Here is a 15,676-nt window from a genome sequence, read left to right as displayed (position 1 = left end):
CCGACCTGTGAGCAGATCGGCCTGGACAGACGGTATTTTCGGCGAAAACGTTCCGCATTCGTCCGCTAGAAGCAGGAGGACGGGCCGCTTTGGCGTCGCGGATATTAGCCGACGACGGAGTCGGGCCAGGCGAGCTCGACGCCCTGCTTCGCAAGCAAGCTTTGGAAGTCGGCAAGCAGCGCCGGATCGTTTCGGACGGCGCGCGGCGATTCGCCGCGTTCCAGGCAAAAGGCCGCCAACGCGCCGGACGCTTCTCCGATGTTCCACTCCACGGGATGGAGCCGATAGCAGCCGTTCGTAATATGCGTCGTTCCGATATTTTTGCAGGCCGGCAGCAGATTGTCGATCCGGACGGGGATCAGGCTGCCGAGCGGAATTTGGAAAGGGAGCGAGGCCAAATGGATATAATGGCGGTTTCCGGTGCTCGGATGAAGATCGATGCCGTAAGATCCGATCCCGACGGAGTCGGCGAATACGGCGGCCCGTCCATCCGGTCGATCCAGCGGATTGACGTGTTGCTCCAAAATGGTAAATTCCGCTTTGATTCTTCTCGACTCGCGAATATACGGGTACAATGCCAAGCCGTCGTCCGTGCCGAATACGTCATTGCGCAGGCGAAAGCCGGGATAGCCGTATTTTCCGTCGGGACGCGGAGCTTCCGTTTGCAGCCAGTACAGCAGCGAAAGGCTCAGCTCCTTGGCCCGCCGGAGATGGCGGGCTTTCTCCGCTTCGTCCACGTCGATGATCGAGCCGAGGAAATAATCGTTCTGCGGCCAATTAACGACGGTCACATCTCCCGGGAAAGTGCCCGGGGCAAAGTTGCTTTTATCGGCCAGACGCCGGTACGACATGAGAGAGAAGCCTTCCCAGAACGTCAGTCCTTGCCCTCCGGGGAACAGATCGTAGCGTACGTGCTCCAATGTCGAAGGCCGGACACCCGAGAAGCTTAAAAATTGGTCGGGCCAAAAATCGGGACGGTACGAACGCCAAAATTCGTAATCGTTCGGCTTGTCGATCGTATGCTGACCGCCTTCTATATAGTCTGCGACAAAGCAATACGTAATCGCCTGCATGTCTTGCGGATCGGCCGGTCCATCGAGGGCGTGGCGTTCGCCGGTTTCCGATTTGGATTCCGCTCCCGTGACATATTCGGTCCCCGTCAGCGGCAGCAGCTCGCCGCAATCGGTGGCGTCCAGAAAATACGGGGCGGTCGCGACCGCCACGGTTCCCGTAACGGCATTTCTCACCGTGATCGAACGGATTCGGTCCCCGTCCATTTCCGCCGCCTCCGCCTTGCAGCGGGACAAGACGACGAGCTTGCCGCTAAGCGTATAGGGAGCCAGCATCTCGAGCAGCACCGCCAGGGCGACGCGCGGATCGTGGCTGATTCGGCTTACCTTGGCATTTCCCGGATTCAGGTTGGGAAGCGAGGCCGCCTCCGGAGTCAGCGGGAAATTGCGGCGGTAATAGTCCCTGACCCCGTCGCGGAACTGCCGATAGCTTTTCGTGCAGCCGAACTGCTCGATCCACCGGTTTTCGTCCGGCGGGACCGCTTGACTCGTCAGCTGCCCGCCGATCCATTCCGTCTCTTCCGTCATCAGCACCGACTTGCCCAGACGTGCGGCGGCAAGCGCGGCGGCGCAGCCTCCCAGGCTTCCTCCGACTATGACAATGTCGGCGTTCATTTCTCGTACCATGTTCATTCCTCCGTGTTGGTGTTAGTAGCGACCGGCGAGGACTATCGAAGGACTGCGGAACTCAGCCCCTTGGTACTACCTGTAAATGATGCAGTTATTTTCTGTAATAAAGCGATATCCGCTGAAATAAATGGATATTCTCCAGCAAAACCGACCACAAGCCGCCAAAAGTCGAAAATAAGCGAAAATAACTGGACTTTTTCCAGTAGCAACGGACACCGGACGCTCTTCCTCAAAAATAACTGCATGTTTTTACAGCTGGTTCGACTTATTCACCGGTCTTCCAAAAGCGTTATGACGATATGCGACTTTCCGTCCGTAGAAGGCAACCTATCGAGCGCGAACGCACACGAACGTGCCGTATCGTTCGGAAGTCTTCTTCCATGGTAGCTTGGAATGTTCGCCGGCATAAGCAAGCTTGATGACCTATAGTAGTACTTTGATGACCTCGTACTCGACCATTTCGGCAATCCGTCAAAAACGGGGACAACGGGTAACGAAAATACTATGCGAGGTCATGAGGATTCCTTGTTGATCGAAAATGCGGTCCGCTATAATCGAAGCAGCGAACGGGAGAAAACGCTGTCATAACAAGCGAGATGAACCGGTTCCGACTTATTATCGCCGAGAGGGGCAAGTCAAAATGAGAAACAAAAAGAGTTGGCTGGGTACGGCTGCGATGGCATCGCTGGTGCTGCTGGCGGCTTGCGGCAAAGAGGAAGGCGCGGACGGGACGGGCCCGTCGGCCGACGGGCAGAAGGCGCCTGCCGGAGCCAAAGCGGCCGAGCCGGTCGATCCGAACAAACAAGTCGAGCTTACGGTGTACTCGATGCTGAGCGGCAATTACGAAGGGTTTATGGCCTCGGAAGGGCAGTATATTCAGCGGAAATATCCGAATTTCAAATTCAAATTTATTGCGCCCGGGACGGGAACGTCCTTGAAGGATGTCGTAACGGCGAAAACGCCAATCGATATCATCATATCGACCCCGGATGTGCAGCCGATTATCGACGTGGGGCTCGATTCGGACATTTCGGATCTGGTGCAGAAGTACAACTACGACTTGAACCGGTTCCTTCCGGTGACGATCGATTCGATGAAGCATATTACCGGCGGCAAGCTGTTCGGATTGCCCGGAAGAGTGAGCTCGTACACGCTGTATTACAACAAAGACTTGTTCGATAAGTTCGGCGTCCCTTACTTGAACGATAAGATGACCTGGGATGACATCCAAGAGACGGCGCGCAGACTGACGAGGGTGGACGGAGGCGTACAGTATTACGGCTTCGCCGGCGATATTATCGCCATGCTGGACATGAACGAGAAAGCGCCCCAATACGTCGATCCGAAGACGCAGCAAGCGACGCTGTCGAACGATTATTGGAAACGGGTGTTCGACCGTCTCGTTCCGCTGTATTCGATGGTCCCGAACTTTGCCGAGCCGACCAAGCTGACGAACCTGACGACCTCGCGCAATATGTTTTCCAAAGAAAAGTCCGTGGCGATCGTGATCGGAGTCAATGATGCCGGTACTAGAGCGGTCAGCGAGAAATGGGACATGAACTGGGATATTTCGCCTTTTCCTTCATTCAAAAGCAATCCGAAGGAAGGGCCGCAGCCGAGCGTCCGCTATTATTTGGTCTCGGCGACGAGCAAGTTCAGGGACGAGGCTTTCGCGGCGATTACGCAGTTCGTGTCCGACGACGTGCAGCGCGAGCTTGTGAAGGAAGGCGCCACGCCGCCTCTCCAAAACGTGGGCTATGCCGATCTGCTGGCCAGCGGCGTCCCGGAATTGAAAGGGAAAAACGTGAAGGCGCTCATTCCCCCGGTTTACGGCGAGATGAATATGAAGGATCAATATTACATCGCGGCCAGGGCGGAATTGATCAACGGCTTCAACAAGGTGATAGCCGGTCAGAAGGATGTCAACACGGCGCTGCGGGAAGCGGAGGAAGCTGCGAACAAAAAAATTGCGGAATTGAAAAGCAAGTAATGCCCACGCAGGCCGGGATTATGCGATAGATCCAATTAGCAAGTCCATTCCATAGTCGAGGGAGCGATACACATGTCCGATATGACGGAAGTGAGAACGGAGTCGGGAGAAGGGGGAGCCGAGGGGCGGATGAACGCGATCCTTACCCGAAGAAAGCTGCTGGCTTCGTTCGGCATAACGGGGGCGGCGTTCGCGGCGGCCGGTTTGCTGCCAGGAGGGATACGGGAGGCGGCCGGTCAAAGCGGCAGCGTCGGGCAGTCCGTCTACGGAAACGGGGACCCGCACTGCGACGATTGCGTTCGGGACATTACGCTGGCGGAATTGAGAGGGACTCCGGATACGACCGAAGGGTACGTGTACTATGTGACCGATGCCGGACAGGACGGACATTTTTACTACGATCCGGGCGACACGACCTCGTCCGACGATACGGGCTCCGTCGTCGTCTCGAGCACGGGCCGGCGGTTCAAGCGGATCATGTCGGACGGGACGGTCAATGTGAAGTGGTTCGGCGCGAAGGGCGACGGCACGACGAACGATGCCGCTTCGATAGGGCTTGCGGTCGCTTATGCGCAGTCGGTTGCCCCGGTTGTTCGCAAGCCGACGCTTTATTTCCCGGCCGCAACGGGCTATGCGGTGGACTCGACGGTGACCGTTCCCGCCAATATTCATGTGTCGATGGAAGCTCCGCTTATCTACACGGGGTCTGCGAATATTGTTTGCCTGGAGGTAGGCGAAACGGCGGTAATCAATTCGATTACATCGTTGAAGCTGAGTGTGCAGCGCGCCGTCCAGGGGAACTGGCTCAGCGAGGATAGTGTCGGCATCCGGCTGATCAACAGCTACAGCTCCGACATCGAGATCGTCGAGGCGAGAGGCTTCACGATCGGCGTCCAATGCATCGGCGCATCGGCCGGCTTTGTCTACAACGAGGTCCATCTGGGATCGCTGACCAGCAACAAAATCGCGATCGATCTAACGAACCGCGATGCGGGAGGGGGCATCGGCTGGTGCAACGAGAACGTGTTTCTGAACGGAAGGATCTGGTGCGCGACTTCGGCGAACCCCGGCAAGGGCCGCATCGGCGTGCGGATTACGTCGCAGGACGGGACTTACATCAACAATAATAACAACGTGTTCTACAAACCGAGCTTCGAGCTGCGCGCGGACCGGGCGAATCCGCAGGAGGCGCTGCCGGTCCTGATCGAGCACGGCACGGTCAATTTCTTTACGGACATTCGCAACGAAGGCAACAGCCCGGTTACGATCCGCACGTTGAACCAATCGAATTCCAACGAACTGCAAACCGGATACGGCAGCGTGAGAGCGGACGATTTATCCCAGTACCCGACGACCGAAGTGAAGTCCCGGCTTGGCCGGTTGATCGAATTCAACGCCATGATCTATAACTCCGGGCCGCTCCATCGGAAAGCGTGCTATTACGACGGGAATACGGCCGTTCACATTCCGGGCATCGGCTTCGGCTCGTTTCAGACGGCGGACGTCTACCCTGCTTACCAACTCGGTTTGCATGCGGATTATGTGGCTGTCCAAGGTTCGACGTACGGGGCTCCCGGCGTGTTCGTGGACTCGTCGAAATGTAAAAGGGTCGTCGTCAAGCAAGACAGCGAGCCGGGATACGGGGGCCGAATCCATATCGTATGCTACGATGCCGCCGGGCAAATTTTGATGCACCCGGGAGGCACAAACCCCGAGCCGTATGTCAAAACGTATGCAAACCGGACCGTTTTCTGGCGAGGCTATTTCGGCGGAAGCTACTCGACCGGCAGCGACAACCCGGGTGATCTGTATTTCTCCGTAACCGAAGCGGTGAAAAAGGTGAGGGTGCTGTTCTGGAGAGGAAGCGCCGACCTGCGGATTCGCTCGTTCTCCTTGTATGCCCTCGACAAATATTCGCCGGCGGTCTGGTCCGGCTATGACGAGCCCGCGGGCGAGCTGAATATCGGAATCGTCGCGCCGACCGCCGGAGAATGGGTCAAAGGCAAAGTGGTGGTCAACGTCAACCCCGTGACGGTTAGCGGGACGGGAGGGCCGTACATCGTAGCGGAATGGCGGAAGATGACGACAGGGAGCGCGAACGTACTGGGGACGGACTGGCTCGAGCTTCGTACGCCGGTCGGGCCGTGATCGCCGACCCGTCCGTACAAAACAATACACTTTTCCGTTGATCCGAATCGATCCATTAGCGGTGGCTTGAACGGACCGGTCCGATCTGCCGGAGTGCTCCAATCAGGCTCTCCGGCAGTTTTTTTTGAACGATGGCCTCTGTAATGGGATTTTGATCGATCAATTGCTTGCTGGTGAACAAAGCGGTTCGTATGATCTAAGCAGCGGCCGTAAGAAAGCGCTTTCAAAGAATGGCGTTTCGTACCGGCAAACACTCGCAATTACCGAGAGGGGCAGTCGAATATGAGAAGGACGAATAGTCGGGCGGGAACGGTCGTTTTGGCGTCGCTGGTGCTGCTCGCAGCATGCGGTCATGGGGAGGGCGGAGACAAGAGCGCCTCGCCCGCCGAAGGTAAGCCGGCCCCGGGCGGGGGCAGAACGGCGGAGCCCGTCGATCCGAACAAGGAAGCGGAGCTGACGGTATACTCGATGCTTAGCGGCAATTACGAAGCGTTTATGGACGCGGAAGGTCAATACATTCAGCGGAAATATCCGAACTTCAAATTCAAATTTATCGCTCCGGGAACGGGAACGGCGCTCAAAGACGTCGTCGCGGCCAAAACGCCTATCGACATTATTATTTCAACGCCGGACGTACAGCCGATCATGGACCTGGGACTGGATATGGATATTTCCGACATGGTCCGTGCGCAACATTACGATCTCAACCGGTTTTTGCCGGTCACGATCGATTCGATGAAGCAGGTCACCGGCGGCAGACTGCTCGGCTTGCCGGGGAGAGTCAGTTCCTACACGCTGTTCTACAACAAAGATTTGTTCGATAAGTTCGGCGTTCCGTATCTGAACGACAGCATGACGTGGGAAGACATTCTCGAGACGGCGCGCAAGCTGACACGGGTCGAAGGAGGCGTGCAGTATTACGGCTTTGCCGGAGACATCATCGCGATGCTCGACATGAACGAGAAGGCGCCGCAATATGTCGATCCGAAGACGCAGCAGGCGACGCTTTCGACCGATTACTGGAAGCAGAAGTTCGACCGGATTGTTCCTTTGTATCAATTGGCCGCCAATGTGGAGAAGCCTGTGCAGCTGACCAACATTACTTCCGCGGGAAATATGTTCAACAAGGATAAGACGGTCGCAATCTCGATCGGCGTAAATTCGGTCGCGGGGAAAGCCGAAACGGATATGAAGTGGGATATCGTGCCCTTCCCGGCATTCAAAAACTTTCCGAAGGAAGGACCGCAGCCGAGCGTCCGATATTATTTGATCTCCGCGACCAGCAAATATAAGGAGGAAGCGTTCGCCGCAATTACGCAATTCACCTCGGACGACATTCAGCGCGAGCTGGTCACGAGAGGCGCCACGCCTCCGCTGCAAAACGCAAACTACATCCATTTGCTCGGAAGCGGTCTCCCCGAGCTTGCAGGCATCCATTTTCAGGCGCTGGTCCCCAAGGCGTTCGGCGAGATGAGTGTAAAGGATCAATTTTACATTCAGGCCAGAGCCGCCTTGATCAATGCATTCAATCAGGTCGTCGGCGGGCAGAAGGATGTCAACACGGCGCTGCGGGAAGCGGAAGAAGCGGCCAACAAGAAAATCGCCGAGCTGAAAAGCAAGTAAGCGGCAGCCGTTCCATGCAATAGAAAACGAAGGAGTGAAGAAAAGTGAAACCCAATCGTGCGCGCAGCATGGCATGGTTGCTTCTCCTTATGCTTTCGATTCTAGCCGTCACCTTCCCTGGACTGTATGCCGCCGAGACGGAACCTGACCCGGATGATTACCCGCGCGTCGGGATGCTGGATGATCGATGGGGAGTCTTCACGCACAACACCTATGGTCCGATAGTGGCGGACGGCATCCTGAACGAGCCGGCTTGGGGTCAAGCGTCGCCTTTGCAAGGATTCAAAACGTTTTTCGAAAACCGCGAGACCGAGCATGATACGGTTGTCAAAGTCGTGTACGACCCGAGCCGCTTGTACATTTCGCTGGAAAGTCCGACGGGTTACGACGCGTTGCCGTCAGCGGAGCGATTATTTATTGTCCTTGGCGACGGTACGGACGAACGAATGTTCTATACGATCCCGGTCAACGTTACTACAGACACGCATCCGGTAGGAATCAGCTTCAACAACTGGACGGGACAGGACCCTCAGGACAGCGAGCAGCAGTTCATCAATCTGGTGCTGGGCAAGCAGGTTTCGCCTGTCGTGAACAAGCGGGCGGACGGGAACTGGTCGGCGGAGGTTGCCATACCTTGGAGCGCAATCGGGGGACCCCGTCTGCAGCCGTCTGCGGAGCTTAAGCTTAATGTCGTGCGTTATTACGGTCCGGACTCCCCCTACCCGGCGAGCTCCTGGGTTCCGGTCCGGACCTCGACCTTGATCGACGACGACCGGAACCGGCCGTTCGACCAGAGGGCGCTTACGCTCCACGCCGGCGTTACGAATGAAGGTCGTTTGGGCGCCTTGTATATGGCGAACCCGCCGTCTATTTCCGCAGACGGCCCGGCTGAGGCTTGGAGGCCGGAAAACGTCCGTTTGCTGTTCAAAAGCTTCGGCGAGAAAGTGCTGGCGTTCAAGAAATCGAGCTATCCCCAGTTGAAGCATGCGGACATTCGACTCGTGTGGACTTCCCCGTCCGGCGAACAAACGATTCTCGGCGATGCCGCACTGGTCAAACAAGGAAACGACTATTTGCTCGAGTTCTCGCATCCGGCGCCCTTGGAAGACGGACTATACCGGCTGCAGCTATTCGCAGGTAGCCATGGAGGTCAGCCCGGGAAGCTGGCCGTGTTCACTTTCGACCGCTACAGTCTTATAGAAGCGGGGGAACAGTTGTATCATGTTCCGGTTTCCGAATCGACGGTTACCCGCATAACGTACCAGCCGCCGAGCGCGGAGGTGCAACTGCTTATGCAGCTCATTCCCGATCGGGTCGGTTTCTTCGCCACGGGCGTTCCGCACAATACGCAGCTCGGGTTCCGTTCCGCGAATTATACTTGGAGCGTCGCCAAGCCATGGAGCATAACGTCGGCGGACACGATTAAGATGGAATACCCGAACGATTCGTACAAGGAAACGAACAAGTTGACCGTCACGAATAAAAAAGGCCAGCAGGTCGATTATCCTTATTATGAGGACAGTTCGGGCAAACGTTATTTTTTGTCGGCTCATCTGTGGCACCAGCAGCGGCTGCATGCCGTGAAAAGAACCAAGGAAATGGCGGCGACCGATCCGCTTGGGGCAGCCAGATTGCTGTACCGGTTCAGTCAAGCCTATGAAGGCTGGGTGAGAATCAACGATACGATATGGAATCAATATCCGATGGACGGAGAGGCCGCTCCGCCTTACAACTACTATGGCGGAATGTGGGAGCGATGGACCTCGCAGGATCTCGTGGCGCTTCGTCCACTGGCCGACGCTTTCGCGGACGTGGATAAAACCGACGCATTCGAGCTGCTGAGCGCCGAAGCCGGGGAAGACGTCCGGAGCAAAATCGTCGACGGCATGCTGCTTCCGTCTATCGAAGCGATTTACACGTATCCGGTGCTGAGCCATAATGTCGAATATTCGAATTGGATCGGGCTCATCCAGCTCGGCAAAGCGTTGAAGGAACCGCGTTACATTCATGAAGCGGTGAACAGGATGGATGAATTCGCCAAGAGCGGCTTTTTGTTCGACGGCTTCTGGAAAGAAATCACGCTTTCGTACCATAATCAGACGAGCAACGGCATCCGGGGGACGGCGGGTTATGCGGCCGGATGGACCGATCCCGCAGGCTACGTGTCGTCCATAACGGGACAACGGTTCGACGATTTCGATCCGTCCGTCATGCTGCCGCAAATCGGTTCCCTACTCAACCTTCCGAATCTGCTCGCTTATCCGAACGGCAATTATTATCCGATCAACGACACCTGGGCATTCCAGAAGGCGACGGCGCCGCAGAACGATCATTCGCTCGTCATGCCGGCGGCGGGAATCGCCAAGCTGATTCGCGGGCAGGGAGCCGGTCAATCGCAGCTGTATATGACGTTCTCCCCGAAATTCGGGCATGACCATAAAGATCCGTTACATTTGTCGCTGTTCGGAGAAGGCCAGGAGCTTCTGCCGGACCTTGGGTATACGCATACGTTTTACCGGCAGTGGACTCTTTCTACTTTAGGCCATAACACGGTCGTAGTGGACGGCAAAGACGCTTCGATCAAAGATGCCGGCAAACAGGGAGGCAAGCTGACCGCTTACAATTTGTTCTCGGCATCGGGGGACGTTCAGGCGATGCAGGCGCATCAGGAAAATGCTTATCCCGGTGTTTCGGAGTACAGCAGGGAGCCGTGGTTTATCGGATTTGACGGGACGGCCGGGGGCTCGGGCTATGTCGTCGATCTATTCCGCGTGGCGGGGGGCGGCAAGCACGAATATGCGCTTAACGGCGACGCGAATCGAGATGCCGTCATAACGGCCAACGTACCGCTCGAGAACTACGGACCGTACTTGGTGAACGGCAGTCCGACGATTATTCAGCCGGCGCAGGAGACGGATACGGGCGGAACGAGCGACAATCAATATTACGGCTATATTTATGTGAAGGACGTTCGGGAGGCGGATGTGCCCGACGGGTCGTACGAACTGACGATGACGACGAAGAGCGGTACCGTCGACAAGGCGAATATGAACGTATTCGGGTTTGCAGGCAGCGGGAACAATCGGCTGTTTATCGGCAAATCGCCGTCGTTGAGAGCGACCCGCGTGAACGGCTTGAGTTCCGATACCAATGCGGAGGCAGTCAAATACGACATGCCCAAGTTCATCCTTCGCAAAGAAGGAACCGATCTGAGCAGCCAGTTCATTCATGTCATGGAGCCGTACGCAGCCGGAGCGGAAGCGGTAATCGAAAGCGTGGAAGTGTTGAAATCGGACGAGACGACGGGGGATGCGATCGTCGCCGTTTCGTACGGAAATACGACGGACATCGTCCTTAGTTCCCCGAATAACGGCGGACAACCGCTTACCGTCGGCGATATGACCATGATCGGGAAAATGGGCTTTATTCGGCTCGAGGACGGTGCGGTGACCAACATGTATCTTTCGGGCGGTGCGTTGCTGCAGAAGGGAGCCGATCGGCTGATCGGGGAAGGCTCCATTACAGGCGATATCACGAAGGTACAGCGCGGACAAATACCGGGCGAAGCAAATGGGTTTGTCACCCCGGCGGTCGTTTCTTCTTCCGCGGTAGGACGATACATGTTCGTTACCCACCCGGATCAGACCGCTCATGCTTATCGAATTACGGGCGTAACCCGCGATGAAACGAAAGGCGTCACGACGATTGCGGTCGACACGGACCCAGGCTTCTCGTATACGAGAGACGAGATCTCGTCCGATCGGCCTTCACAGCTGCTCTACTACCCGGCTACGAAATGGAAAGGAACCCATACGTTCCGAATCGACCCTATTGCGGTAAAGTAGCCCGGCCCGATCTGCCGGAGGCTCTGAACGGCTTCCGGCAGCTGCCATTATTTTAGACTCGTCAGATGCAACCGCGAACGCCTATAATTGGTTTTAGCAATGTTCCATTTTATTTGAAGCCATACTGAACCCTATAACACCAACAGCGAATTACATGCGCTAAATTGCCGATTTTTGGCGGGATTCCGGCATTGACGTTTCCCGATTTGGCGCGTCGGGTCATCCCTGATCATCAGTAAATATGTAGGTTTTCATTATCGTTTAGCGGTGCCGATACGTATATTTATTTTCGCCGCCGACCTCTTTAATATGCGCTCTGCATTCGAAAATGTGAAGGTTCGATGTCTCACGCTTATAGTCATTTCCTATTGGCGCTATAGAAATTATATCTTGGAGCAATCAAGCCGGAAGTGGTATGATCGAATCAAAGATCGGAGAGGTGATTCCTATGGCAAAGAGAACGTTGTTCGAGAAAATTTGGGACAATCATGTAATTTATCAGGAGCAAGGAAAACCGAGCATCATTTATATCGACCTTCACCTGGTGCACGAGGTTACGTCGCCTCAGGCATTTGAAGGACTCCGGCTGACGAACCGCAAAGTGCGCCGTCCGGACTTGACGTTCGCCACGATGGATCATAACGTGCCGACGAAGGACCGCTTCAATATCGCGGACCCGATCTCGAAGCAGCAAATCGACACGCTGTCGAAAAACTGCGCCGACTTCGGAGTTATGCTGTTCGACTTGAACCACGTCGACCAAGGCGTCGTACACGTTATGGGACCCGAAGTCGGCTTGACCCATCCGGGCAAGACGATCGTGTGCGGCGACAGCCACACATCCACGCATGGCGCTTTCGGAGCTTTGGCCTTCGGCATCGGTACGAGCGAAGTCGAGCATGTTCTCGCTACCCAATGCTTGCAGCAATCGAAGCCCCAGACGATGGAAGTGCGCGTCGTCGGCAAGCTGAGAACGGGCGTTACGGCAAAGGACTTGATCCTCGGCATCATCGCCAAGTACGGCACCGATTTCGCAACGGGATACGTTATCGAATATACGGGCGAAGCGATTCGCGGGCTGTCGATGGAAGAGCGGATGACAGTGTGCAACATGTCTATCGAGGGCGGCGCCAGAGCGGGTATGATCGCTCCGGACGAGACGACGTTCGACTATCTGCGCGGCCGCGATTATGTGCCGCAGGGCGAAGCGTACGACCGCGCCGTCGAAGAGTGGAAGCAGCTTGTTACGGACGAAGGCGCCGCATTCGATACGGTCGTCGAATTTGACGCCGAGTCGCTTATTCCGCAAGTAACTTGGGGAACGAGCCCGGGAATGGGTACGGATGTTACGGCGAACGTACCGATCCCTGCGAGCCTCCCGACCGAGAACGAACGCAAAGCCGCCGAGAAGGCGATCGAATATATGGGTCTGATTCCGGGCACGCCGATGACCGAGCTGAAAGTGGACCGCGTCTTCATCGGCTCCTGTACGAACGGCCGGATCGAAGACCTGCGCGCCGCCGCCGAAGTGGCGAAGGGCTACAAGGTAGCATCGCACGTGAACGCGATTGTCGTACCCGGCTCCGGCCGCGTCAAGCTGCAAGCGGAGAAGGAAGGGCTAGACAAAATTTTCAGCGAAGCCGGCTTTGAGTGGCGCGATGCGGGCTGCAGCATGTGTCTCGCGATGAATCCCGACGTTTTGAGTCCGGGCGAACGCTGCGCTTCCACGTCGAACCGGAACTTCGAAGGCCGTCAAGGCCGCGGCGGACGTACGCATCTGGTGTCTCCGGCGATGGCGGCAGCAGCCGCGATCGCGGGACATTTCGTCGACGTTCGCGACTGGACGTTCAAAGTCGAAGCAGGCGTATAATACGGACGATAGAAGCGATAAGGAGAGATAACCGATGGAAGCATTCAAACAGCATACGGGCCTCGTAGGTCCGGTGGACCGGGTTAACGTCGATACGGACGCCATCATTCCCAAGCAGTTTTTGAAACGGATCGAACGTACCGGCTTCGGCCAATTTTTGTTCTTCGAATGGCGTTTCGACGAGCAAGGCAACGTGAACCCGAATTTCGATCTGAACAAACCGCGCTACCAAGGCGCTTCGGTGCTCATTTCCCGCGCCAATTTCGGCTGCGGTTCGTCCCGGGAGCATGCTCCGTGGGCGATCATGGACTATGGGTTCCAAGTCGTCATCGCCCCTTCGTATGCCGACATTTTCTACAATAACTGTTTCAAGAACGGCATTTTGCCGATCAAGCTCAGCGAAGAGCAAGTGGAAGAGCTGTTCCAACGCACGGCCGCCAACGAAGGCTACAAGCTGAACGTCGATTTGGAGAACAAGACGATCACCGACGATCTGGGCTTGAGCATTTCGTTCGAGCTGGACGAACATCGTCGCCAGTTCCTGCTGCAAGGTTTGGACGATATCGGCCTGACGCTGCAGCACGAAAGCTTGATCTCCGAGTATGAGGCCAAGCAAGCGGCGCGTCTCGCTTAAGTCGAAATTCTCGCAAATAGAAGTCCGGAGTCCCGGGAAGCAGGCATACGAGCCGTAGAGCTTATATGCCGCCTCCGGGACTGTTTGCATTTAGGCCGGAGTGTCTATGTTCAACATGCGAAATGCTCGATCAAATCATAGAGACGAAGTCGCCGCATATCCGGATCGATCCCGTACGTTTCATAGAAAAGAGGGATAAATCGTTCTCCGAAATTCCGGATAATGCTGCGATGCGCGGCGGCAAAGTCCCGATACGGATCGGATACTCCGGCATCGGCTATGTCGATGAAGCCGCTTATTTCATTGTTGTCGATGACGATATTGGGAACGCTGTAATCCCCGTGGCAAAAGACCGGCGTTTCTTGCAAACCGGTCATATCCGACTGAAGCCGCTCGTGCAGCCGCTCCAGCGTGTCCCCGAAACGCTCCTCGACAGCGCCCCGATCGACCAGTCCCTCCGACAAGCGGCTCTCGATCAAGCGCAGCCTGTTATTCACGCTGTAATCGAAGGGACAATGTGCGATGTCCACGCTATGAATGGCTCTCAGACCTTTGGCGAGCAAGGAAACAGTATGTTCGGCGTTGCGGCGGAATAATTCGTCAGTAGCGTCGCGACCGGTAATTTCCGACATGAGCAAGTACTCGTACTCAGAGTCCGCCTCATACTCGAGCGCTTCCGGAACCGGGAGCCGGCCCTTCAGCCACACGAGCTTGTCCCGATATTGCACCAGCGGCTCCCGGTGACCGGTCGGCAATATTTTCAAGTAGCATGAACGATCCTTGCTTCGAAAATGAAATGTGTACGCCCCGGAATAAGGCGCATGAACGAACCTGGATTCTTTGTTCCGTAAGATTGTCTGAAATCGGTCCGGCAGCCGGAATTGTTCAAGTTTCATTGCGAGGTCTCCTTTCCGCAATCTGTTTCAGCGGGTTAAGAGTAGCATAATGCAGCCTTGTTGTACCCGGAACGATTCGATATAACGAATTTCCCCGCAGTCCGTCGGGAGGAGCCGTTGTCGATACGATTTGTCTCCATTATCCGCGGACTGTAACGAAAACGGGCGAAAGAACGGTTTAATCGCGAGCAGCAGCGCTCTAGCTATCCTTTTTTCAGAGGTTTTGTCAAAAGGATAGACTTTTTTGTGCTTTTCACGCAACTTTTGCTTCTTTTTGGGCGTCTAACGTTATGTCTGATGCTGGCAAATCTATGCAAACTTCTGTCCCTTTCTCTCGAAACTTGATAGAATGGAAGGAGTGATGGAAGATTTTGCCCGAACGGCTACCAAATCGAAATGAAGCTTAGAGGTGGACGATGAAGTACTTAAAACTGTTGCTGCCGACCCTGTTGATCGCCTTGATGCTGCTCGTGCCAATCCAAGCGTTTGCCGCCGACAAACCGATTCAGCTATTTCTGAACGAGAAGAAGCTGAATCCAGAGGTGGCTCCGCAAATCGTTAACGGTGGAACGACGATCGTTCCGGTACGGATCATTTCCGAGGAATTGGAAGCAAAGGTAACATGGCTGGAGAAAGAGCGCACCGTCAAAATCGAGCAGGGCCAAACGCTGATCGAGCTGAAAATCGACAGCGTCATTGCCAAGGCGGGAGGCGTCAGCTGGACGCTGGAAGCCGCTCCGATCATTCAAGACGGCAATACGCTCGTACCGGTACGCTTCATCGCCGAGCAACTGGGGATGAATGTGGTCTGGAACGAAACTACCCCGGCGGTTCGACTGTTCAAGGTGTCGCAGGAAGCGGCATCGTCGGACAATAGCGGCGGACAAGCCTCAGACGGCAAAACCGGCTCCACGGGAACGAACGGCTCTACGGGAACGAACGGTTCCACGGGAACGAACGGCTCCACGGG

Annotated in this window: 9 protein-coding genes; 7 read left to right on the top strand and 2 right to left on the bottom strand. The window is 55.8% G+C overall.

What is annotated here, in order from left to right:
- Positions 1-104: 104 nt before the first annotated feature.
- Positions 105-1,697: an FAD-dependent oxidoreductase gene (locus FE784_RS24765; RefSeq protein ID WP_139604945.1), complete on the bottom strand. Its 1,593-nt coding sequence runs from the start codon at positions 1,695-1,697 to the stop codon at positions 105-107.
- Between the two features lie 643 nt (positions 1,698-2,340).
- On the opposite strand from FE784_RS24765, the gene FE784_RS24760 reads away from it, so the two are divergent.
- The 6 genes from FE784_RS24760 to leuD all read left to right on the top strand — a co-directional run bounded on the left by FE784_RS24760 (position 2,341) and on the right by leuD (position 13,810).
- Positions 2,341-3,690, top strand: coding sequence for an ABC transporter substrate-binding protein (locus FE784_RS24760; RefSeq protein ID WP_176706496.1), 1,350 nt, complete (start codon positions 2,341-2,343; stop codon positions 3,688-3,690).
- A gap of 72 nt (positions 3,691-3,762) precedes the next feature.
- On the top strand, positions 3,763-5,838 hold the full coding sequence (locus FE784_RS24755; RefSeq protein ID WP_139604943.1) for a hypothetical protein: 2,076 nt from the start codon (positions 3,763-3,765) through the stop codon (positions 5,836-5,838).
- 282 nt (positions 5,839-6,120) lie between these two features.
- Positions 6,121-7,461 (top strand): ABC transporter substrate-binding protein, encoded by a 1,341-nt coding sequence (locus FE784_RS24750; RefSeq protein WP_139604942.1) that lies wholly within the window; start codon positions 6,121-6,123, stop codon positions 7,459-7,461.
- Positions 7,462-7,505: 44 nt separating this feature from the next.
- Entirely contained in the window at positions 7,506-11,306 is a 3,801-nt protein-coding gene (locus FE784_RS24745; protein ID WP_139604941.1) for a heparinase II/III domain-containing protein, read from the top strand.
- Positions 11,307-11,754: 448 nt separating this feature from the next.
- Positions 11,755-13,176 (top strand): 3-isopropylmalate dehydratase large subunit, encoded by a 1,422-nt coding sequence (gene leuC, locus FE784_RS24740; RefSeq protein ID WP_139604940.1) that lies wholly within the window; start codon positions 11,755-11,757, stop codon positions 13,174-13,176.
- A 34-nt stretch (positions 13,177-13,210) separates the two neighbouring features.
- Positions 13,211-13,810, top strand: coding sequence for a 3-isopropylmalate dehydratase small subunit (gene leuD / locus FE784_RS24735; protein ID WP_139604939.1), 600 nt, complete (start codon positions 13,211-13,213; stop codon positions 13,808-13,810).
- A gap of 110 nt (positions 13,811-13,920) precedes the next feature.
- Here leuD and FE784_RS24730 read toward each other — a convergent pair whose 3' ends face one another.
- A complete protein-coding gene (locus FE784_RS24730) occupies positions 13,921-14,706 on the bottom strand; it encodes an APH(3') family aminoglycoside O-phosphotransferase (RefSeq protein WP_139604938.1) in 786 nt (261 codons plus the stop codon).
- 416 nt (positions 14,707-15,122) lie between these two features.
- Between FE784_RS24730 and FE784_RS24725 the strand changes: the two genes are divergently transcribed.
- Positions 15,123-15,676, top strand: a 554-nt coding sequence (locus tag FE784_RS24725; RefSeq protein WP_139604937.1) for a copper amine oxidase N-terminal domain-containing protein, incomplete at its 3' end; no start/stop codon positions are given.

Origin of the sequence: Paenibacillus hemerocallicola, assembly GCF_006265175.1 — a bacterium.
Lineage (GTDB): Bacteria > Bacillota > Bacilli > Paenibacillales > NBRC-103111 > Paenibacillus_AB > Paenibacillus_AB hemerocallicola.
Note: the sequence above shows the minus strand (reverse complement) of the source record. Positions and strands in the feature narration are given on the sequence as shown.